The sequence below is a fragment of the Sphaerisporangium aureirubrum genome (assembly GCF_042658925.1).
Taxonomy (GTDB): Bacteria; Actinomycetota; Actinomycetes; order Streptosporangiales; family Streptosporangiaceae; genus Sphaerisporangium; species Sphaerisporangium aureirubrum.
In genome coordinates this window covers 25,170-47,471 of sequence record NZ_JBHSRF010000034.1, presented here as the reverse complement: position 1 = coordinate 47,471, position 22,302 = coordinate 25,170, and the positions used below count along the sequence as shown (strand labels likewise).

The 22,302-nt window shown below is 72.3% G+C and carries 15 protein-coding genes; 14 read left to right on the top strand and 1 reads right to left on the bottom strand.

What is annotated here, in order from left to right:
* The first annotated feature begins 327 nt into the window (after nucleotides 1-327).
* From ACFP1K_RS22110 to ACFP1K_RS22075, 8 genes are all read left to right on the top strand, one after another.
* A complete protein-coding gene (locus ACFP1K_RS22110; protein ID WP_380756331.1) occupies nucleotides 328-2,115 on the top strand; it encodes an ABC transporter substrate-binding protein in 1,788 nt (595 codons plus the stop codon).
* Nucleotides 2,116-2,118: 3 nt separating this feature from the next.
* A complete protein-coding gene (locus tag ACFP1K_RS22105) occupies nucleotides 2,119-3,156 on the top strand; it encodes an ABC transporter permease (RefSeq protein WP_380756329.1) in 1,038 nt (345 codons plus the stop codon).
* The gene (locus tag ACFP1K_RS22100; RefSeq protein WP_380756327.1) at nucleotides 3,153-4,055 is read left to right on the top strand and encodes an ABC transporter permease; all 903 of its coding nucleotides are present in this window, start codon (nucleotides 3,153-3,155) and stop codon (nucleotides 4,053-4,055) included. Before ACFP1K_RS22105 ends, ACFP1K_RS22100 begins: the two co-directional genes overlap by 4 nt.
* 57 nt (nucleotides 4,056-4,112) lie before the next feature.
* Nucleotides 4,113-5,126: an ABC transporter ATP-binding protein gene (locus tag ACFP1K_RS22095; protein WP_380756325.1), complete on the top strand. Its 1,014-nt coding sequence runs from the start codon at nucleotides 4,113-4,115 to the stop codon at nucleotides 5,124-5,126.
* Nucleotides 5,123-6,214 (top strand): ABC transporter ATP-binding protein, encoded by a 1,092-nt coding sequence (locus ACFP1K_RS22090; protein WP_380756323.1) that lies wholly within the window; start codon nucleotides 5,123-5,125, stop codon nucleotides 6,212-6,214. The genes ACFP1K_RS22095 and ACFP1K_RS22090 overlap by 4 nt, the downstream gene beginning before the upstream one ends.
* Nucleotides 6,211-7,119 (top strand): GNAT family N-acetyltransferase, encoded by a 909-nt coding sequence (locus ACFP1K_RS22085; protein WP_380756321.1) that lies wholly within the window; start codon nucleotides 6,211-6,213, stop codon nucleotides 7,117-7,119. Before ACFP1K_RS22090 ends, ACFP1K_RS22085 begins: the two co-directional genes overlap by 4 nt.
* Entirely contained in the window at nucleotides 7,116-8,177 is a 1,062-nt protein-coding gene (gene murQ / locus ACFP1K_RS22080; protein ID WP_380756319.1) for an N-acetylmuramic acid 6-phosphate etherase, read from the top strand. Before ACFP1K_RS22085 ends, murQ begins: the two co-directional genes overlap by 4 nt.
* A 253-nt stretch (nucleotides 8,178-8,430) precedes the next feature.
* Complete coding sequence (locus tag ACFP1K_RS22075; RefSeq protein WP_380756317.1) at nucleotides 8,431-9,126, top strand: cytidylate kinase family protein; 696 nt, start codon at nucleotides 8,431-8,433, stop codon at nucleotides 9,124-9,126.
* Between the two features lie 439 nt (nucleotides 9,127-9,565).
* Here ACFP1K_RS22075 and ACFP1K_RS22070 read toward each other — a convergent pair whose 3' ends face one another.
* Nucleotides 9,566-10,918, bottom strand: a complete 1,353-nt coding sequence (locus tag ACFP1K_RS22070; RefSeq protein ID WP_380756315.1) for a class I tRNA ligase family protein — start codon at nucleotides 10,916-10,918, stop codon at nucleotides 9,566-9,568.
* Nucleotides 10,919-11,715: 797 nt separating this feature from the next.
* Here ACFP1K_RS22070 and ACFP1K_RS22065 point away from each other — a divergent pair.
* Genes ACFP1K_RS22065 through ACFP1K_RS22040 form a run of 6 tightly spaced genes read left to right on the top strand, consistent with a single transcriptional unit; the run spans nucleotide 11,716 to nucleotide 22,291 of the window.
* Nucleotides 11,716-12,663 carry a DUF1702 family protein gene (locus ACFP1K_RS22065; RefSeq protein WP_380756313.1) on the top strand — a complete coding sequence of 316 codons (948 nt, stop codon included), beginning with the start codon at nucleotides 11,716-11,718 and terminating at the stop codon, nucleotides 12,661-12,663.
* Nucleotides 12,660-14,573: an FG-GAP repeat domain-containing protein gene (locus tag ACFP1K_RS22060; protein WP_380756311.1), complete on the top strand. Its 1,914-nt coding sequence runs from the start codon at nucleotides 12,660-12,662 to the stop codon at nucleotides 14,571-14,573. The genes ACFP1K_RS22065 and ACFP1K_RS22060 overlap by 4 nt, the downstream gene beginning before the upstream one ends.
* The gene (locus tag ACFP1K_RS22055) at nucleotides 14,570-15,511 is read left to right on the top strand and encodes an enediyne biosynthesis protein UnbU (protein WP_380756309.1); all 942 of its coding nucleotides are present in this window, start codon (nucleotides 14,570-14,572) and stop codon (nucleotides 15,509-15,511) included. The genes ACFP1K_RS22060 and ACFP1K_RS22055 overlap by 4 nt, the downstream gene beginning before the upstream one ends.
* The gene (locus ACFP1K_RS22050; protein ID WP_380756307.1) at nucleotides 15,508-21,150 is read left to right on the top strand and encodes a type I polyketide synthase; all 5,643 of its coding nucleotides are present in this window, start codon (nucleotides 15,508-15,510) and stop codon (nucleotides 21,148-21,150) included. Before ACFP1K_RS22055 ends, ACFP1K_RS22050 begins: the two co-directional genes overlap by 4 nt.
* Nucleotides 21,147-21,617 carry an acyl-CoA thioesterase gene (locus tag ACFP1K_RS22045; RefSeq protein ID WP_380756305.1) on the top strand — a complete coding sequence of 157 codons (471 nt, stop codon included), beginning with the start codon at nucleotides 21,147-21,149 and terminating at the stop codon, nucleotides 21,615-21,617. Before ACFP1K_RS22050 ends, ACFP1K_RS22045 begins: the two co-directional genes overlap by 4 nt.
* Nucleotides 21,617-22,291: an NADPH-dependent F420 reductase gene (locus tag ACFP1K_RS22040; RefSeq protein ID WP_380756303.1), complete on the top strand. Its 675-nt coding sequence runs from the start codon at nucleotides 21,617-21,619 to the stop codon at nucleotides 22,289-22,291. Before ACFP1K_RS22045 ends, ACFP1K_RS22040 begins: the two co-directional genes overlap by 1 nt.
* Nucleotides 22,292-22,302 lie beyond the last annotated feature (11 nt).

The window sequence follows — 22,302 nt, the reverse complement described above, 5'->3', positions numbered from 1 at the left end:
CGGCCGCCGCCGGGGCCCCTTTCGTGTTCCCGGCGTCGGCCAAGGGTCCCCTTTCGTGTTCCTGGCGTGGGCCGAGGGGCCTTTGGTGTTCCCGGCGTCGGCCGAGGGCCCCTTTTGGTGTTCCCGGCGTCGATCGAGGGTCCTCTTGGTGTTCCCGGCGTCGATCGAGGGTTCATTTGGTGTTCCCGGCGATCGTCATGGGGATGTTTTCGCAGGTGAAGGGGGTTGGCAAAAAAGCTTCATGGTAAGCTGCCTAGAGGAAAAAATTTGACCCTCACGCCCTCGCACCCGTATGGTCCTGGCAATCGGGGACCTGGAGCACACTTCATGAAGCGACGACTCGCAGCGGTCGCGGTCACAGCCGCGATCGTCTCGGCCACCGCCGCGTGCGGTGCCACGGAGGGGGCCGCCGTAGGGCCCGGTGGGATCTACACGACCATCGACGGGTCCAAGCAGATCGACGCGACGGCGCCCATCAATCCGTTCAACCCGCAGGGAAGCACCTTCGCGGGCTACGACGCCATGTCGCTGGCCTGGCCGAAGAACGACCTCATGGACGCGAACCAGTTCTACCCGGGCCTCGCCAAGAGCTGGACGACCACCCCCGGGCAGGGTGAGGTCGTCGTCCACCTGCAGCCGGACGCCCGCTGGTCGGACGGCAAGCCCGTGACCAGCCAGGACGTACAGACATCCATCGGTCTCGCCTACACGCAGGGCGGCAGCGCCTACACCGTGAACGCGGGCGCGGCGGGCGCGGCGGCGGACATCACCGTCGTGGACGCCAAGACCGTCAAGGTCACCCAGGGCGCCATCCGCAGCAACGCCTTCCTGCGCAACGTGCTGTCCACCATCGTCGTCCCCGCCCACGTGTACGGCCACCTGCTGCCCGCCGGCTTCTGGAGCACGCTCAAGGCCGCCCGGGGCACCGGCGCCGCGGCCGAGCGCGCCAAGGCCGTCATCACGGGGCTGTCGCAGCAGGTGATCACCTTCTCCCCGGCGACGGACGTCTCGGCGGGCCCGTTCGTGCTGGAGCGGGTCAACCCGGGCGCGGCGCTGCTCACCAAGAACCCCTACTTCTACGACGCCGCCAAGATCACTCCGAGCAAGGTGAAGGTCCTCAACTACACCGGCAACGAGCAGATCTGGAACTACCTGGTCTCCGGCAAACTGGACAGCGCCCCCTTCACCGCCGTCCCCGCCGCCGTGATGCACCGCATCGAGCGCACCCCCGGCAACGAGGTCCGCAAGGGCTACTCCCCGGTGGCCGCCGCGATGGCGTTCAACCAGTCCCACAAGCCGTACGACAACGTGCACGTCCGCCGCGCGCTCGCCTACCTCATCGACCGCACCCAGGTCACGAAGATCGCCTCCCCGGAGGCGGGCACCGCGGCCGTCACCACCTCGGGCATCCACGCCAGCGCCGCCAAGGCCTGGCTCGGCGACGGGCTCGGCGCGCTCGACCCGTACAAGGTCGACCCCGCCAAGGCGGAGCAGGAGCTGAGGGCCGCCGGCATGGTCAAGAAGGCCGGCGTGTGGGCGATGCCGGACGGCTCGCCGTGGCAGGTGCGCATCAACGTCCCCGCGTCGTTCTCCGACTGGGTGGCCGCCGCCAAGGCCGTCACCAGCCAGCTCACCGACCACGGCATCCGCGCGTCGGTCGTCACCTCCGCCGACTACATCCTGTACCTCGACGAGCTCGCCGGCGGGAAGTACGACGTGGGCTTCTGGCTGATGGGCCTCGGCCCGTCGCCGTACAACATCTTCCAGCGGCTGTACGGCTCGGCCAACGGCTGGCAGCTGCTGGCCGGCCGCCTGGAGCACGTGCCGCCGGGCAAGCAGGGCAACTGGATGGGCGGCCCGGAGACGGTGGGCGGGGTGAACCCCGGCGAGCTGACCAACCGGCTGAACCTCGCCACGCCCGACGAGCAGAAGCGCATCGTCGCCACGCTGGCCCGCTTCACCAACGAGCAGCTGCCCGTCATCCAGATCTACGACTACGTCAACACCCAGTTCGTCAACACGACCCGCTACACCGGCTGGCCGCCGCCCGCCAGTGAGGTGCTGCGGCTGCCCGCGGGCGTGTGGATGCAGCTCGGCATGATCAAGAAGAAGTAGGCCATGAAGACACACCCGGCCCGGGGCCGTCCCCGGGCGCACGCCGTCACGCGACGCCTGACCGGCCACCTGGCCCGCGGGCTCGCCATGATCTGGGTGGTCACCACGATCAGCTTCGTGATCATCCGCAGCATCCCGGGCAACCCGGTGCAGGGGCAGTACGAGACGCTGATCGAGCGCGGCATGTCCCCGGACGCCGCCGAGCGGGCCACCGCCGCGCTGTACGGCTTCCTGCCCAAGGGCACCCTGTGGGAGCAGTACACCCAGTACCTCGGAGCGCTGATCCACCTGGACCTCGGCCAGTCGCTCAGCACCCCGGGCACCGAGGTGACCACGCTGATCGGCGCCGCGGCCAAGTGGACCATCCTGCCGGTGCTCGGCGGCACGCTGCTCAGCTTCCTGCTCGGCGTGACGCTCGGCGTCTACGCGGGGATCAAGCGGTCCGGCCGGCTCGGCGACCTGCTGTCCATCTCGGGGTCGCTGCTGCACGGCGTGCCGCAGTACGTGATCGGCCTGCTGATGCTGGCGATCTTCACGACGCTGTGGCCGATCCTCCCGGCGGGCGGCCCGGTGGACGTCGAGTTCGTGCCCGGGTTCAACGGGCCGTACCTCGCCTCGCTGGTGCAGCACGCCACCCTGCCGGTGCTGACGTACGCGCTGGCCAGCTACGGCGGCTGGGTGCTCGCCATGAAGTCCAGCGTGGCGACCGTGCTCGGCGACGACTTCATCCTGGCCGCCGAGCTGCGCGGCCTGTCCAGGGCCGTGCTGTTCCGGTACGTGGCGCGCAACGCGATCCTGCCGCTGTTCACCATCCTGGCGCTGTCGCTCGGCATGCTGTTCGGCGGCGCGATCTTCATCGAACGCATCTTCAACTACCCGGGTCTCGGGCTGCTGCTCGTCAACAGCATCGGCGCGCGCGACTACGCGCTGATGGGCGGCACCTTCCTGGTCACCACGGTGGCGATCATCGTCGCCAACATCGCGGCGGACCTCCTCTACACCGTGATCGACCCCCGGGTGCGGACGGGAGGCACGGCATGACGGCGATCCTTACGCCCCCCCGCCCGGTCAAGGTGTCGTCGCGGCGCGACTTCTGGCGCGGCGTGCGGCGGGTGCTGCGGCGCAAGCCGAGCCGCATCGTGGGCGTGGTGATCCTCGCGCTGTTCGCGCTGATGGCGGTGGCCGGCCCGATGATCTACCCCTCGCCGCTGCCGAGGGAGAACAACGCGCTGTACGCCGCGCCGAGCCTGGCGCATCCGTTCGGTACCGACTTCGAGGGCACCGACGTGCTGGCCCTTGTGGTCACCGGCGCCAGGTACGTGATCTTGACGGGTCTCGCCACGGCGGTCATCACCGTCGCGCTCGGCACCGCGCTCGGGCTGATCGCGGGCTTCCACCGGGGCCGCTGGGACACGGCCCTGATGCGGCTCACCGACCTCCAGCTCACCATCCCCGGGCTGCCGCTGCTGCTGGTGCTGACCACCCTGTGGAAGTTCGACAGCCCGCTGGAGATGGGCCTGGTGCTCGGCCTGCTCGGCTGGGGCGGCGTCGCCCGCGCGGTGCGGTCGCAGACCCTGTCGCTGCGCGAGCGCGGCTTCATCGAGGCGGCCCGGGGACTCGGGCTGTCCACCACGCACATCATCGGGCGCGAGCTGCTGCCCGGCATGGCGCCGTACATCGCGATGAACGTGCTCATCGCGGTCACCGGCGCCATCTACGCCCAGGTGGGGCTGTTCTTCCTCGGCGTGCTGCCGTTCGACTCCAACAACTGGGGCGTGATGCTGAACCTCGCCGTCTTCGGCGGCGGCGCGCTCACCAGCACGGCCGCGCTGCCGTACCTGCTGGCCCCGCTGCTGGCCATCCTGCTGCTCACGCTGGGCATCGTGCTCATCGTGGACGCCATGGACGAGATCTTCAATCCCCGGCTGCGCGAGGAGTAACCCGATGACCGTCACCACCAGGGTCGCCCCGGCCGCCACGGGACCGGGGGGACGCCCATGACCACCGCCCCCGGCGTACGGGTGCGCGACCTCACCGTCGTCTACAAGACGCCCCTCGGCGAGCTGCCCGCGCTGCGCGGCGTCGGCCTCGCCATCGAGCCCGGCACCATCACCGGCATCGTGGGGGAGTCCGGCTCCGGCAAGTCCACCCTCGCGCTCTCCCTGCTGAACGCCGTGCAGCCGCCCGGCCGGATCGCCGAGGGGAGCGTGGAGATCGACGGGCTCGGCGACGTGCTGACCCTCGGCGGCGAGGCGCTGCGGCAGGCCCGCGGCAAGCACCTCGGGTACGTCTTCCAGGCCGCGCAGAACTCCCTCAACCCGCTCAAGACGGTCGGCAAGCAGTTGCTCGACCTCGGCCGTTCGCACGGCGTGCGGGACGGGCGCGTCCTGGTCAGGGACGCGATGAGCCTGCTGGAGCGGATGGGCCTGGACGGCGCCCGCGTGCTCGACTCCCACCAGCACCAGCTGTCCGGCGGGATGCGGCAGCGGGTCGGGATCATGCTCGCGCTGGTGCTCAACGCCCACCTGGTGATCCTGGACGAGCCGACCACCGCCCTCGACATGATCACCCAGGCGACCATCCTGCGCATCATCCGCGAGGTGCACGAGGAACGCGGGCTCACCACCCTGATGGTCACGCACGACATCGGGGTGGCCGCCGAGGTGACCGACCGGCTCGCCGTGATGTACGGCGGCCGGCTGGTGGAGCACGGCCCCACCAAGGACGTGCTCGGCTCGCCCCGCCACCCCTACACCCGCGGCCTCATCCAGGCCATCCCCAGACTGTCCGGCGACATCGCCCAGGCCCGCGCGCTGCCGGGCCGCCCGCCCACCCTCGGCACCCTCCCCACGGCCGGCTGCGTGTTCCGTGAGCGCTGCCCCCTGCGCATGGAGGTCTGCGAGACCGACGACCCGCCCACGGTGGCGCACGGCGACCGCAACGCCGCCTGCCACGCGGTCGAGCTCCCCGCCTCGGCGATCCGGGTGGAGCGTAAGGAGGAGTTCGCGTGATCAGCGGAACCGGGATCACCAAGACCTACCGGCGGCGCGGCGACCACACCGGCGCGCAGGACGTGTACGCGTTGCGCGGGGTGGACTTCACCGTGCCCAAGGGCGGCGCGGTGTCGTTCATCGGCGAGTCCGGGTGCGGCAAGACCACGCTCGGGCGCATCGTGGCCGGGCTGGAGACCTACGACTCCGGGGACGTCGTCATCGGCGGCGTGCCGATGACACCGCTGCGGCCACGAAAGCGCGAGCCGTACTTCCGCCGGATCCAGCTCATCCACCAGGACCCGTACTCGGCGCTGAACCCCAACCGCACCATCGAGCAGACGCTGCGGGCGCCGCTCGCGCTGCGCGCCCGCCAGATGAAACGTCCCGGCTCGTGGATCGGCGAGCGGGCCGAGGAACTGCTGTCCCTGGTCGGCATCGACCCCGGGTACGTGCTGCCGCGCTACCCGCACCAGCTGTCCGGCGGCATGCGCCAGCGGGTGGTCATCGCCCGCGCGCTCACCGTGGACCCCGAGATGCTGGTCGCCGACGAGTCGGTCTCGATGATCGACGTGTCGATGCGGCTGAGCATCCTGGCCCTGCTGAAGGACCTGCGGGAGCGGCTCGGGGTGAGCCTGATGTTCATCACCCACGACATCGCCACGGCCAGGTACATCGGCGCCGACAGCGAGCTGTACGTCCTGTACCGGGGCCTGGTGGCGGAACGCGGCCCGACCGAGACGGTCATCTCCGGCCCCGTGCACCCTTACACGCAGGCTCTGCTGTCGGCCATCCCGGTGCTGCACGGCCTGGAGCTGCCCGGCCCCGACCGCGTGGTGCCGACCGAGGCCCTGGACGAACGCCGCCCCGACACCGGTTGCCTGTTCGCCCGCCGCTGCCCGTTCCGCAGCGACCGCTGCGTCGAGGAGCGCCCCGAGCTGGCGCACTGCCTGGACCCGACCCACGAGCACGCCTGCTTCCACCCGCACCGCCGCCAGGTGATCCCCGTCGAACGGTTCACGTCGGGTGGCCCGGACGCGAACGGCACGGCCGGGACGGCGGTGAACGGCGCGGCCGGGGCGGCGGCCCGCGTGAGGACCACCGCGTGACCGGTATCCGGCCGATGGCGGCCGGTGAGCTCGACGCGATCGCCGGGCTCGCCTGGTCGGCGCTGACGCTGGACTCCGCCGAGGCGAGCGCGCTGGTCGCCCGGCTGGCCGCGCCGCCACCGGAGCGGGACTGGGCCGCGCTGGTGACACCCGACCTGGACGGCGTGGTGTTCGTCTCGACGTCCGCCACCGAGGGGATCGGCCACCTGGACCTCTTCGCCGTCCACCCGGCCGTCCGGGGCAGGGGTCTCGGCAAGGCGCTGGTGTGGGCGGCGGAGGAATGGCTGCGCGACCGCGGCGTGCGCGAGGCGCGCATGGCGGGCAACCCGCCGTGTTACGCGTGGCCCGGCATCGACGTCCGCTACACCCCCGCCGTCTGCCTCGCCGAGAGCCTCGGCTACCGGCGCTACCGCACCGCGTGGAACATGACCGCCGACCTGACCTCCGCCGCCCCGCCCCGGGAGCCGGAGCTGGCCCGCCTCGCCGAGGCGGGCGTTGAACTGCACGCCGCGCCCCCCGGCGCCTTCGGCGAGCGCGCCGAGGTCGCCGCGTTCGTCCGCGAGCAGTGGAACGACGCGTGGGCCTGGGAGGTGGAACAGGCCACCGGCTGCCACTACGCCGTCCGCGACGGCGAGATCCTGGGCTTCGCCGCCTGGGGCTCCCGTCCGAGGTGGTTCGGCCCGATGGGCACCGCCGAGTCGGCCCGCGGCCTGGGCGTGGGCCGCGTGCTGCTGCGCCGCTGCCTGGCCGAACAGGCGGCGTACGGCCTGAAGCAGGCGCAGATCGGCTGGGTGGGTCCCATCCGCTTCTACGCCAAGGCCATCGGCGCCCCCGTCGAACGCGTCTTCTGGTTGTTCCGCCGCTCCCTGGACGGCCCGGACCTTCCCGAGAACGAGGAGCCATGACCCGACCACCCACCGCCCCGACCACGAACGGCGACGAGCCACGCCACGGTGCGGCCGAGCGGAACGACCGGCCCCACGGTGCGACCGGGCATGACGACCGGCCTCACGGTGCGACCGGGCATGCCAACCGGCCTCACGGTGCGACCGGGCAGAACGACCCGGGCCACCGCGCGACCGAGCAGAACGACCCGCGTTACCGGGCCATCGACAAGCTGCCCACCGAGGAGATCGCCCGTCTGATGAACGCGGCCGACACCGCGGTCCCGGCCGCGGTGGCCGCGCAGGTGCCCCGCATCTCCGCCGCCGTCGACGAGATCGCCGCGAGGCTGCGCCGGGGCGGCAGGCTGCTGTACGTGGGAGCGGGCACGTCGGGAAGGCTCGCCGTGCTGGACGCCTCGGAGTGCCCCCCGACCTTCGGCACCGACCCCGGCACGGTGCTCGGCATCATCGCGGGCGGCCCCGACGCCCTGGTCCGCTCGGTCGAGGGCGCCGAGGACGACGCCGAGGCCGGCACCGCCGTGATCGCCGCGCACGAGGTCGGCCCGGACGACTCGGTGGTCGGCATCTCGGCCGCCGGCCGCGCCGCCTACGTCCTGGCCGCCGTCGCCGAGTCCCGCCGCCGCGGCGCCTTCACCGTGGGCCTGTCCTGCAACGAGGCCACCCCGCTCTCGGACGCGGCCGACCAGGCCATCGAGGTGATCGTCGGCCCCGAGGTGGTCACCGGCTCCACCCGCCTGAAGGCGGGCACCGCCCAGAAACTCGTCCTGAACATGATCTCGACCATCTCGATGATCAGATGCGGCCGCACCTTCGGCAACTACATGGTCGAGGTCTCCGCCAGCAACCGAAAGCTGGTGGACCGCGCCGCCCGCATAGTCGCCGACATCACCGGCACCGACTCCCACACCGCCCGCGACGCCCTCCACGCCGCCGGCAACGAGGTAAAAACCGCCGTAGTAATGCTCGAACACCACCTAGACCCCCGAGCCGCCCGCCTCCTCCTAACCGCCCACAACAACGACCTAACCACCACCCTCACCACCCCCCCACCCTCCTAACCCCCCCAACACCGCACCACCTCACGGCGGGGGGTTGCCTGCGTCCAGGGCATGGTCCTCGCGAGGCCGCGCTCCGCGCGAAAGCCGCAAGGGCTGTCTCATGTGGGGGGAGCCCCCACACCCCCCGGGCTGCCGCGCTCGTCCGCCGCCCCACCCTCCTGACCCGCTTCGAACGAGGCGTTCTCGTCGAATGCGAGCCGGTGACCGCAGCCTGACGTGCGTGCTAGACAGAGACATCGTGAGAGGGGCGGCAATGGAGCAAGGCACCCGTGGTGAGCTCATCAGCCGGCTGGCTGAAGCTGTGAGGTCCGTTTCGACCGGGCACCCGTTGCGGGTCGCCATCGACGGGCCGCCTGCCGCCGGCAAGACCACGCTGGCCGACGAGCTCGCCGTCGTTCTGCGGGCGCAGGACCGCGACGTCATCCGCGCGACCATCGACGACTTCCTCGTCCCCCGTGCACAGCGCTACCGACGCGGGCAGTACTCGGCCGAAGGCTGCTACTTCGACGCTCACGACCACGCCGCGCTGTGCCGGGTCCTGCTCGATCCTTTGGGCCCAGGCGGAGACCGAAGGTTTCAGCACGCGGTCTACGACAGAGACACCGACACCCCGTCGTCGCCGCCGGCCACGACAGCCCCGGCGGACGCCGTGCTGCTCTTCGACGGCGTCTTCCTCCTGCGCCCGGAACTCGTCGACCGGTGGGACCTGCGCATCTTCGTGTCCGTCCCGTTCGAGCAGACGGTGGATCGCGCCCGGGACCGAGGCACAGCGCTGGCCGGATCCACCGCCGACACCGCCCAAATCGAACGGTCCTGGCGCGACCGCTATATCCCCTCGCAACAGCTCTACTTCGCCACGGCCCGCCCAACCGACCACGCCGACCTCATCGTGTACAACGATCAGCTCCAACGGCCGACCTGGGAAGTCCGACAGATCTCCGGTCGGTGAAGCCCACTGCGCGTGGGGGGCGCACCAGCGCTCGTTATGGCACTGGGTGCAGGCCGAGATCGCACACCCTGCCGATGCGCATCGGACGGACTGCGATGGGAGCTACAGGCTGTTCAGAGGCCGGGAGGAAGAACGCGGCAGCCGGGGGTGTGGGGGGCTTGCCCCCCGCATGAGACAGCCCTTGCGGCTTCCGCGCGGAGCGCGTCTCCGCAAGGACCTTGTCGTGGGTGGGACGCGACGCTTGACTCCCGCGCGGAGGGCGTCTCCGCAAGGACCATGTCTTGGGTGGGACGCGACGCCTGCTGCTGCGCGAAGTGCGCCTGTGTGAGGACCGTTTCCGTGCGGGGTGCGTCTTCGGGGAGGACCGTGCCCTTGGTTGGGGAGCGACGCCGGACCGTGTGGGGGAGGGGGCCGCGTCCGGCTGATCAGCTGCGGGGGGTTACATGATCAGACGGAGGAGGCGGGTGGCTTCGGGGTCGTTGTGGTCGGTTAGGGCGGTCATCAGGCAGCGGATGGCCATGGCGGGGTCGAAGTTCTCCAGGGTGAGGGCGTGGTGGGCTCGGAGGGTTTCGGGGGGGACGGGGGTGGTGGGGAAGCCGATGGGGGTTGCTTGGGCTTTTTCGATCATGGGGGTGATCTTGGTGCGGAAGAAGTCGAAGGTTTCTCTGGTGAAGTTGGTGCTGTGGGTGTCGGGGCGGTTCCAGCACATGAAGAGGCGGATCACTTCGGGGGTGGCTTCCTTCAGCAGGTCGCTCGCCCAGACGGCGTGGCCCCGGCTGGTGGAGAACTTGCCGCTCTCGTAGAGGTACAGCTCGTTGACGGCGAGGCCGTTGACGCACAGGGCGTCGGGGACGCCGGCGGCGGCGAAGAGGGCGGGGAACAGGGCGGCGTAGTAGAAGCCCGTGTCCAGGCCGAGGAACGACCAGGCGCTGTCGACGCCGTTCCACGCCTGCGCGAAGTCGCGAAGGGTGGTGGCCCGGGGGTTCACGTAGCGGCCCACGGTCACCAGGTAGGTGAGGCCCATCTCGAACCAGGCGTCGAGGCGTTCGCCGCCGGTGACCTCGATGCCCCAGTCGGTGGGGTGAGAGGCCGTCACGGAGGGGAGGGGGCGGTCGAGGTGGGCGGTCAGGAGGGCGCGGACGGACGGCGGGAGGACGGCGCCGGCCCACAGGCGGGTGAGACGGGCGCGGTGGGCCTCCAGGGGGAGGACGGGGCCGGAGACGCGGGACTCGACGGGGATGCCGCCGCACACGGCGCAGCGGGGGGAGGTCATGGCGTCGGCGGCGCTGAAGGTGCCGCAGATCTCGCAGGTGCCGCCGGTCTTCTCGGCGGCGCAGAACGGGCAGCTCCCGGTGACGTAGGAGTTGTGCATGGTCTTGCCGCAGCCGTGGCACACCAGCAGGACCCGCTCGGTGGTGATGACGAGGCCGGCGGAGACCATCTCGTCGAACAGCTTGCGGGTGAGGGCCTGATGCTCGGGATCGGCGTACGGGCGGACGAACACGTCGTGCGTGATGCCGGTGGAGGTCAGCGTCTCGCGGATGACCGCCGTGTTGGACGTGATCACCTCGTCGGGGGTCAGTCCGGACGACCTGGCCTTCATCACGATGGAGTTCTGGTGGTCGTCGGTGCCGCACATGGTCAGCACGCGCTCGCCCCGGTTGCGGGCGGCGCGGGCCGCGACGTCGGCCGCGATGTAGGGGCCGGACAGGTGGCCGAGATGCAGTGGCCCGTTGGGGGTCGGGTGCGGGGAGCGGACGACGGTCAACCCCGTTCGTTCTTCTGCGCGCATGGGTCGGCTCCCGGCTTCTTTCGCCTTTTCATCGGCTGTGCGGATGATGTGCGGATGTATGTCGTGATACGGAACCGAATCGGGTGAGATCGAGGGATCCGCGATTCTCCGTCCTGTGTAACACGATAACGTGGAGACCGGATATCGGGAAATCCGGCGGGTCCCATCATCGGGCGCAGCGCGCCAATGGCCGATCGATACACGGGCTCTACAACTTTCGATACGCCCACGGTACTTGCGGCCCAATTTCTTGAAAGGTCGGACCGCCGTTCATAGCATCCGGTAAAAGGCACGGACGCAGGATGGTTCCTCCCGATGATCTCGCCTGTGGAGCCGCCCGGCGCGTCGGCCGGTTGTGTGGGGACGCGGTCAGGGGCCGGCGGTCGTCGTACCGTCTGCCCAGGTCAGCAAGCCGGACTTGTCCGACAAGGGCGGGTACGGCCAAACCAGAGGCTCCTAACGACAAACAATGCTTTTTCGCAATTCCCGCGGCCGCCGGCCGGCGATCGGCCCGGCCGTGTGGGAGCGGAACAAGGGGGTGCCGGCCATGCGTCGAGTCAGAAAAACCCAATCCAGAAGAAGCCCACGTCTCATTTCCCTGGATCTGCGCGCGCCGTCGGGCCGCCTGTTGCCGTTCTGAACGGCACCGCGACGACTTCCGTGGCCACCACGGAAAGCCGTCACAGCTCCGGCGCGCCTTTCCCGGGTGCCGCGCGCCGTCTCGACGCCCATGCCGCACCCGTGTGTCCCTGTTTCGGCGAAGGACGACCGGTCGCGGACCGGCGTTGGAGGTAGTGATGACGGCGAAGGTCTTACGCCGGCTGCTCTCCCTTGACCCGCGGGAACTCGTCCGCGCGGTGCCCGGCCCCCCGGCCCGGGACCCCGCGACGACCCGTGCGCTCGAGGCGGTGGTGATCTCCTTCGCCACCGGCTACAACGCCGGCCTCGGCGCCCCGCCGGGCGAGCTGGACCTCTCACACGTGGCCCCGGAACTGCGCGGCTTCGCCTACGAGGGCGCCGCGATGAGCATCGGGATCCTGGACCTGATGACGCTCGGCGGGGGGCGCCGCACGCGTGCCTTCCTGGACGGGCCCGCCGCGCCGTACGTCCACCTGGCGCACGTCGGCACGGGCTGGTCGTTCGCGAGGATGCGGGTGCGGCCCTGGACGGGCGTGCGCGCCGCGCAGCCGCAGTTCCGCTGGCTGGCCTGGGACGGCTGGGGCTTCCACCAGGCGTTCTTCCGGGCCCGCGCGGTCGTGGAGGAGCACCGCGTCGAGCGCGCCGCCCGCGGGCCGGTGCGCCCCATCCGGGACCAGGGGGTCGGCCGCGCGTTGTGGTTCTACACCGGCGCCGAGCCCGACGTGGTGGCCGAGGTCATCGGCGGCTTCCCGGCCGGGCGCCGCCCCGACCTGTGGGCCGGCATCGGCCTGGCCGCCGCCTACACCGGCGCCCAGCCGCCCGAGCGGCTGGAGGATCTCCTCGCCCACGCCGGTGACCACGCCCCGCACGTCGCCCAGGGGGCGGCGTTCGCGGCGAAGGCACATGAGTTCTCCGGGATCGTCCCCGAGCGCACGGCCGCGGCCGTCCAGGCGCTGACCGGCGCCGACGTCGCCACCGCCGCCCGATGGACCGACGATTCCCTGGCCGCGGTGCGGCACCTGCCGGACGACCCCGGCACCTACGAGGCATGGCGTGCCGGAATCCGCCGCGCGTGGGCCCGGCAGAAGGGAGGTGTGGCGTCATGATCGCGAAACTACGCGCCGGCACCGCCGCGATCCTCTCGCTGATCCTTATCGTCGTGGGCTGGCGGCTGGCGGAGCTGCCCGCCAGTTCGGCCGCGATGAACAGCGGGATCGCTCAGCGGTTCAAGTTCGAGCAGAGCCCCCTCAACGGCGCCGCCAACGCCCGGACGATCCGCGAGGTCGCCCCGGCCTACCGCAACATCGACCACTGGATCTCCGCGGTCGGCGCGTCCGTCGCCCTGGCCGACCTGGACGGCAACGGCCTGGCCGACGACGCCTGCCTGGTCGACCCCAGGGACGACTCGGTCACCGTGCGCCCGGTGCCCGGCACCGGCGCCCGCTACCCGGCGATGACGCTGAGCCCCACCGGGCTCGCGTACGACGCGACCATGGCGCCGACCGGCTGCGTGCCCGGCGACTACAACGAGGACGGCCGTCTCGACGTGCTGACCTACTACTGGGGCCGTTCCCCGGTCGTGTTCCTGCGCGGCGCGGGCCCGCTCGCCGCCCCGGCGTTCACCGCGCGCGAGCTGGTCACGCCGTACCAGGTGTGGAACACCAACGCGGTCACCATCGCCGACATGGACGGCGACGGCCACAACGACGTCGTCGTCGGCAACTTCTTCCCCGACAAGGCCAGGGTGCTCGACCCGAAGGCCCACCAGGACGACCTGCTGGTGATGCAGCGCTCGATGTCGGCGGCCTACAACGGCGGCACCGACCACATCCTGCTGTTCCACTCGGCGACGGCCGGCGGCGTGACCTACACCGAGGCCAAGGCGCCGTTCGGCGACGACGACATCGCCAACGGCTGGACTCTGGCGTTCGGCGCGCAGGACCTGAACGGCGACGGCCTGCCCGAGCTGTACATGGCCCACGACTTCGGCCCGGACCGGCTGATGCTCAACGAGTCCACCCCGGGCAAGGTGCGGCTGACCCTGATGGGCGGCATCCGGCACTTCGGCACCCCCAAGTCCAAGGTGCTCGGCAAGGACTCCTTCAAGGGCATGGGCGTGGCGTTCACCGAGCTGAACGCCGACGACACCCCGGACATCGTGGTCAGCAACATCGCCGAGAACTACGCCCTGCACGAGAGCAACTTCGCCTGGGTGAGCGCGAGGCCCGACGTGATCGGCAAGGACGGCGTCGCCTACTACGACGACAAGAGCGAGCCGCTCGGCCTGTCCAGGTCCGGCTGGGGCTGGGACGTGAAGGCCGGTGACTTCGCCGGCGAGGGCGACCACCAGATCATGATGGCCACCGGCTTCATCAAGGGCACCGTCAACCGCTGGCCGCAGCTTCAGGAGCTGGCGCTGACCAACGACGACCTGCTGAACAAGCCGGGCAGCTGGCCGCGCCTGCGGCAGGAGGACGACCTGTCCGGCAGCGACCCGAACCCGTTCTGGTCGCGCGGCGCCGACGGCCGCTACCACGACGTCGCGGCCCTGCTCGGGGTGGACGACCCCGGCCCGACCCGCGGCCTCGCGCTGGCCGACGTGGACCACGACGGCAAGCTGGACTTCGCCGTCGCCAACCAGTGGCGTCAGTCGTACTTCTACCGCAACACCCGTACGACCCGGCACCCGTTCCTCGGCCTGCGGTTGCAGCGCCCGGCCGCCTGCGCGACCGGCGCGGCCGCGGGCGCCCCGCTCGCCCCGGCCGTCGGCGCCGGCGTCACGATCCCGGCGGGCGCGTCCGGGGTGCGGGTCGGCCAGCTCTACCCGGCCAACGGCCACGCCGGGGTCTCGGCCCCCGAGATGCTGTTCGGCCTCTCGGGGAGCGGCGCGGTGCCCGTCACGCTGACCTGGCGTGACGCCTGCGGCGTCCGGCACACCGGCAGCACGAACCTCACCCCCGGCTGGCACAGCCTCTCCCTTGGCGCGGACGGCTCGATCGAGAAGGTGACCAAGTGAGCCCCAAACCCGACCCGAGAACGACCGCACTGCGCCGGTTCGCCATGTCGATCACCGTGTTCACCATCGTGGGACACGCGTTGCTCGGCTTCGAACAGGCCTACCTGACCCCCATCGCCGCGGTGCTCACCGCGTACGTGATGGAGATCGGGCTGGAGATCGTGGACGCCTGGGCCAGGCGGCGGCCGGTGAAGTTCCCCCGCACGGTCACGGGCATGATCGACTTCCTGCTCCCGGCGCACATCGGCGGCCTGGCCTGCGCCATGCTGCTGTACGCCAACGAGCGGATCCTGCCGGTGATGTTCGCCGTGGTCGTCGCCATCGGCTCCAAGTACCTGATCCGCGTCCGGGTCGGCGCGAGCAAGCGGCACGTGCTCAACCCCTCCAACCTCGGCATCGCCGTCGTGCTGCTGGTGTACCCCTGGGTCAGCATCTCGCCGCCGTACCACTTCACCCAGTGGGTGTCCGGCCCGGTGGACTGGATCATCCCGGCGGCCATCCTGGCGTCCGGCACGATGCTCAACGCGGGGCTCACCAAGAAGGTCCCGCTGATCATGGGCTGGGCGGGCGGCTTCGCCCTCCAGGCGCTGATCCGCACCGCGATCGAGGGCACCGCCACGGTGAGCGCGCTGGCCCCCATGACCGGCGTGGCGTTCGTGCTGTTCACCAACTACATGATCACCGACCCGGGCACCACGCCGGTCCGCCCCGGCCGCCAGGTCGCGTTCGGCGTCGCCACCGCGCTCACGTACGGCGTCCTGGTCGCGTTCCACGTGGTGTTCGGCATGTTCTTCGCCCTGGTCATCGTGTGCGCGCTGCGCGGCGTGCTGCTGGCGTACGGCACGATGCTGCGCGAGGTCGCCTGGCCCGAGCCGCGCCCCGTGCGGCGGGCCGTGGTCCCGGAACCGGCGCTGGCCGCGGCCGGAGGGCCACGATGAGAGGCAACTCGGAGGCGTACGCGATCGTCGGGATCGGGTGCCGGTATCCCGACGCCCCGGACTCCGACCGGCTCTGGGAGCTGGTGCTGTCCCGCAGGCGGGCCTTCCGCCCCATCCCGCGCACCCGCCTGGACCCGGACGCCTACGTGTCCGCCGACCTCACCGACCCCGACCGCACCTACGCCAGGTACGCCGCCGTGCTGGAGGGCTGGGAGTTCGACCGGGCGCGGTTCAAGGTGCCCGGCGCCGCGTTCCGCTCCACCGACCTGACCCACTGGCTGGCCCTGGAGGTCGCCGCCGACACCCTGGCGTCGGCGGGCTTCCCCGGCGGGCGCGGCCTGGACTCGGCGCGCACCGGGGTGGTGCTCGGCAACACGCTGACCGGCGAGTTCAGCAGGGCGTCGCTGATGCGGCTGCGCTGGCCGTACGTGCGGCGCGTCGTCGGCGAGTCCCTGGCCGCCGAGGGCTGGACCGCCGACGCGGTGGCCGGCTTCCTGGACCGCATGGAGCCGACGTACAAGGCGCCGTTCCCCGAGCCCACCGACGAGAGCCTCGCGGGCGGGCTGGCCAACACCATCGCCGGGCGGATCTGCAACCACTTCGACCTGCACGGCGGCGGCTACACCGTGGACGGCGCCTGCTCCTCGTCCCTGCTGGCGGTCGTCACCGCCTGCACGGCGCTGCGCGACGGCGACCTGGACCTCGTGCTGGCCGGCGGCGTGGACCTCAGCCTGGACCCGTTCGAGCTGGTCGGCTTCGCCCGCACCGGCGCGCTCGCCACCTCGGCGATGCGCGTCTACGACGCCGACCCCACCGGCTTCTGGCCCGGCGAGGGCTGCGGCATGGTGGCGCTGATGCGGGCCGACGACGCGCTGTCGGCCGGGCACGCCCCGCTGGCGCTGATCCGCGGCTGGGGCGTGTCGTCCGACGGCCAGGGCGGGATCAGCCGCCCGGAGAAGAAGGGCCAGCTCCTGGCGCTCGCGCGGGCCTACGAGCGGGCCGGGTTCGGGCCCGAGACGGTCGCGATGTTCGAGGGCCACGGCACCGGCACCGCGGTCGGCGACGAGGTCGAGATCGCCAGCCTCATCGAGGCCCAGCGCGGACGCCGGGACCTGCCGCCCGCCGCGCTCGGCTCCATCAAGGCCAACATCGGCCACACCAAGGCCGCCGCGGGCATCGCCGGGCTGCTGAAGGCCACCCTCGCGCTCCAGCGCCAGGTCATCCCGCCGGTCACCGGCGTCGACGACCCGCATCCGCTGCTGCGGGGCGCCGACGTGCCGCTGCGCCTGGCCACCGAGGCCGAGCCGTGGCCGCAGGCGCCGCTGCGTGCCGGGGTGAGCGCGATGGGGTTCGGCGGCATCAACACCCACGTGGTGCTGGAGTCGGTGGCGCCGCGCCGCCGCCGCGTGCTTTCCCACGTGGAACGGCGCACCGCCCGGCGGCCGCTCGGCCACGAGGTGTTCGCGTTCCGCGGCGAGTCGGTCGCCGACCTGGCCGGGGTGCTGGACCGCACGGCCGAGGTCGCCATGACCATGTCCCTGGCCGAGCACGCGGACCTCGCGTCGGCGCTGGCCACCGAGGCGGCGGGCGGCGCGCCCGCGCCGTACCGGCTGGCCATCGTGGCGCAGAACCCCGGCCAGCTGGTCCGCAGGGCCCGGCAGGCGATGGGCCTGCTGCACGCCCTGACCGGCGTGGCGCCCGGCATGATGGTGCGCGCCCCCGGCATCTTCGCCTCCTACGGCGACCCCGGACGGGTGGGCCTGCTGTTCACCGGGCAGGGCGCGCCGATCCCCACGTCGGCGGGGGCGCTCGCCACGCTGCTGCCCGGCGCGGAGAGCTACTTCAGGGCCGGGCCGTCCGACGACGTCGGGCCGCTGGACACGGCCGTGGCCCAGCCGGCGATCTTCTCGGCCTCCATGGCGGGGCTGCGGTGGCTGTCGGAGCTCGGCGTGGAGGCGCACGCCGCGGTCGGGCACTCGCTCGGGGAGATCGGCGCGCTGTGCTGGGCCGGCACCTTCACCGAGACCGAGGCGCTCGGCCTGGTGACGTTCCGCGGCAGGGTGATGAGCAAGTCGGGCACCCCGGGCACCGGCATGGTGTCGCTGGCGGCGTCGCACGACACGGTCGCCGAGCTGATCGAGCACACCGACCTGGTCGTGTCGGCCGACAACGGCCCCGCCCTGGTGGTCGGCGGCCCGGTCACCGACCTGGAGCACCTGCTCAAGAGGGCCGCCGCCAAGGGAGTGCCCGCCTCCCGGCTCGCCGTCAGCCACGCCTTCCACACCGGCGCGGTCACGGCCGCCGAGGAGCCGCTGGCCACCTACCTGGCCGCGCTGCCCGTGCCGCCGGCCCAGCGCCGGGTGCACTCGACCATCAGCGGCCGGGCGCTCACCTCGGCCTGCGACCTGCGGCGGATGCTCGCCCAGCAGGTCACCGCGCCCGTGCTGTTCCGCCAGGCCGTCGAGGCACTGGCCGACGAGTGCGTGCTGCTGGTGGAGGTCGGGCCCGGACGGGGCCTGGCCGCGCTGGCGGGGGGTGTCACCACGGTGCCCGCGGTCGCCATGGAGATGGGCGCCGAGTCCGCCGAGGGTCTGTGCCAGGCCAGCGCCGCGCTGTTCGCGGCGGGCGCCGCCACCGACCTGCGGCCGATGTTCGCCGAGCGCCTGACCAGGTCGTTCGACCTGTGGCGGGAGCCCAGGTTCCTGTCCAACCCGTGCGAGACGCCGGTCGCGGCCGAGCCGGTGCCCGTCCGCGCGGACACCCCGGCCCCGGGTGCCGAGTCCGACGCCGCGTCCACCGTGCGGCTGCTGGTGGCCCGCACCGTCGAGCTGCCCGCCGAGGACATCCGGCTGGACGACCGGCTGCTCAGCGACCTGCACCTCAACTCCCTGCGGGTCGCCCAGCTCGCCACCGAGGCGGCGACCGCGTGCGGCCGGCTGGTCCCCGCGGCGCCGCTGTCGCTCGGCGACGCGCGGGTGGGCGAGCTGGCCGCCATGATCGAGGCGCTGCCGATCGCGGGGGAGGCCCCGGCGGAGGGTCCCGTGCCGCCCGGCGTCGCCGACTGGCACCGCGTGCTCGTGCCGGTGCTCACCCCCGTCGAGCTGGGCGAGGACGCCACCGACCGGTACGACTGGGACGTGCGGGGCGCCGGGGCGATGCGCAGGGCAGTCGAGCCGCTGCTGCCGCGCGGCGAGACCGCGCCCCGGGCCATCGTGGTGTTCCTGCCCGAGGACCCCGCCGACGCCGACATCGACGAGCTGGTGTGCGGCGCCAGGGAGGCCGTGCGGTCCGGCTCGCCGCTCGCCGTCGTCGACCAGGGCGACACCGCGTCCGGGTTCCTCGGCACCATCCGCCAGGAGTACCCCTCGCTGCCGGTGCGTTCGGTGCGCGCGGCCTCGGCCACCGCAGCGATCTCGGTGGCGCACCTGCTGCGCACCACGTCGTTCAGGCACACCGAGATCGTGATCGACCGCAGGGGCCGCACCGCCGTGGAGACGCAGCGGCCGTACCCGCTGAAGGAGAGCGAGCCGTTCCCGCTCACCGCCGACGACGTGGTGCTGATCACCGGCGGCGGCAAGGGCATCGGGTTCGAGACGGCGCTCGCCCTCACCGGCCTCGGCGGCGCCAGGCTCGCGCTCATCGGCCGCGGCTCACCCGGCCGCGACGAGGAGCTGCGCGCCAACCTGGACCGCCTGCGCGAGTCGGGCGTGGTGTACCACTACGCCTCGGCCGACGTCGCCGACGCCGGGGCGGTGCGCCGCGCCGTCGCCGAGATCACCCGCGAGCTCGGGCCGGTCACCGCGCTGATCCACAGCAGCGGCGTCAACACCCCGGGACGGTTCGCCGACCTGTCCGGAGCGGCGTTCGCCGAGCACGCCGCCCCCAAGTACCACGGCCTGCGGGCGGTGCTGGGCGCCCTCGAACCCCGCCGCCTGCGGGCCGTCATCACCTACGGATCCGTCATCGGCAGGTACGGCCTGCGCGGCGAGGCGCACTACGCGCTGGCCAACGGCCGGATGCGCGAGCTGGTCCGCGTGCTCGCCCGCGACCTGCCCGGCTGCTTCGTCTGCAACGTCGACTGGACGGCCTGGTCGGGCGCCGGGATGGGCCAGCGGCTCGACGTGCTGGACAGCCTGGTCCGCGCCGGCGTCGTGCCGCTGCCCGCCGACAAGGGCGTGCGGCTGCTCACCGGGCTGCTCACCACCGGCGTCTCCGCGCCGTCGGTGCTCGCCACCGGCCGGCTGCCCGACCTGTCGGCCCCGGCCGTCGCGTCGGCGGGCCGCCGCTTCACCGAGCGCGTGCTGACCTGGACCCCCGGCGTGGAGCTGATCACCGAGGCGGTGCTCGGCGCCCGCACCGACGCCTACCTCGCCGACCACCGCATCGACGGACTGCTGGTGCTGCCCGCCGTGGCGGCGCTGGAGGCGATGGCGCAGGCGAGCGCGCTGCTCACCGGCGCCCCCGCCACGACCGCCGAGGACGGCCGCTTCGAACGGCCGGTGGTGGTGCCGGACAAAGGCAGCCGCGTGGTGCGGATCTGCGCGCTGGCCCGCGAGGACGGCGACGTGGACGTGGTGCTGCGCAGCGACGAGAGCGGCTTCGCCGTGGACCACTTCAGCTGCAGGTTCACCGCGACCGCGCCGTCCCAGCCGGACGTGCCCGCGCGCCGCGCCACCCTGCCCTCGCACGACGGGCGGCGGCTGTACGGCTCGCTGTTCTTCCACGGCCCGCTGTTCCGGCGGCTGGTGCGGTACGAGCACCTGGAGGCCACCGGGTGCACCGCCGTGCTGGCCCAGAGCGAGGCGGTGGGCGGCGAGCTCGGCGACCCGTTCCGCAACGATGCCGCCATCCACGTCCTGCAGGCCTGCGTGCCGCACCGGCGGCTGCTGCCGGTCGGCTGCGCGCGGTTCAGCGTGCACGGCGTCGCGGCCGGGCCCCTGACGCTGGCCGCCGTGGAACGCACGCACAACGGCGCCGACTACGTCTACGACGTCGTCGTGCGCGACCAGGAGGGCCGTCCGGTGCTCAGCTGGGACGGCCTGCGGCTGCGTGACGTCGGGCCGATCGACGGGATCGACCGGTGGCCTCCGCTGCTGCTCGGGCCGTACCTGCAACGCGTCGCCGGGGGCCTGCTGCCCGGCACCGGCCTGCGGGTGGCGGTCGCCGACGGCGGGCCGCGCACCGAGGGACGCGGCGGCGCCGGCCACACCGCCGGCGGACGGCCGATCCCGGACGGGGAGGTCACGTGGAGCCGCAGCCGCTTGGACGGCATGGCGCTCACCGTGTCCAGCCCCACGAGTACCACTGTGGCCTGTGATGGGGAACCTGTGCCCGGCCCGGAGGACGTCGAGCGGATACGCCCGCTGATCCCGTGGCCGGGCCAGGCACAGGAGCTGGCGCACCTCACCGGCGAGCCGGAGGGCCACGTCCTCGCCCGGCTCTGGACGGTGCAGGAATGCCTGTCCAAGACCGGCCGCACCGCCCACGGGCCGCTGACCGTGCGCGGCGCCTACGAGCAGGGCTGGGTCCTGCTGCGCGCCGGGACCGACGACGTGGTGTCCACGGTGGTGGACGTCGACGGCCAGCCGTCGCCGGTCGCGGTCGCCATGCTCGTCTCGCCCGCGGAGGTGGCCAGGTGAAGCCGTACTTCGCGCACGAACGGCTCGTCACCTTCGCCGACACCAACCTCGTCGGCAACGTCTATTTCGCCAACCACGTGGTCTGGCAGGGGGCGTGCCGCGAGGCGTTTCTGGCCGAGCACGCCCCCGGCGTGGTCGCCCGGCTCAAGACGGGCGAGCTGGCGCTGGTCACGGTGTCCTGCGGGTGCCACTACTTCGGAGAGCTCTACGCGATGGATCGGGTGTCGGTGCGGATGACGCTGCGGGCGCTGTCGTACAACCACGTGACCATGGACTTCGCCTACTACCGGGTGGGCGGGGGTCCCGCGCAGCTGGTCGCCAGGGGCGAGCAGGCCGTGGCCTGCATGGTGCGCGACGAGAACGGGGCGCTGGTCCCCGTGGAGGTGCCCGGCGAGCTGAGACAGGCGCTGGAACGCTACTCCGGCGGCAGTGCGGCGCAGGCCGCCGGCATGGCGAGGACGAAGTGATGAACGACATCCTGGACTCCGCGCCGCCCACCTTCGGCATCGTCGGCTGCGGGCGCATGGGCTCGGCGCTGGCCCGGCTGTTCGCCGCCGAGGGCTTCCGCGTCCTGCTCACCAGCCGCACCCGCCGCTCGGCCGCCGAGCTGGCCAGGCAGATCCCGGCCGCCGTCGCCGGGTCGCTGGAGTGGGTGGTGACGGTCTCCGACCTGGTGGTGTTCGCCACGCCCATCGAGGTGACGTGCGCGGAGATCGCCCCCCGGATACGCGACCTGCTGGCCGGCAAGACGGTCATCGACGTGTCCAACCCCGGCTTCGCCGACGGCGGCACACCGCTGTCGGAGGCGCAGGCCACCCTGTCCGGAGCCGAGCGGATCGCCCAGCTGCTCCCGGACAGTCACGTGGTCAAGGCACTCAACTGCGTCGCCGCCAAAAGAGTTAACGACGTGGCGGACGGCGTCGTGAAGGTGACCGTTCCGTTCGCCGGCGACGACCTATTGGCGAAGTCGCGGGTGGGTTTGATTCTGGAGATCGTCGGGTTCGACATCGTCGACGCCGGCCCGCTCTCGAGCAGCAGATGGATCGAGTACCTCCCTCAGCTCCTGGTGAGACGCGGGCTGGAGACCCCCGGCGGACTCCTGCTCGAGGAGATCGACTTCCTCGAGGAGATCGGCCCATGAACTGGGCGCAA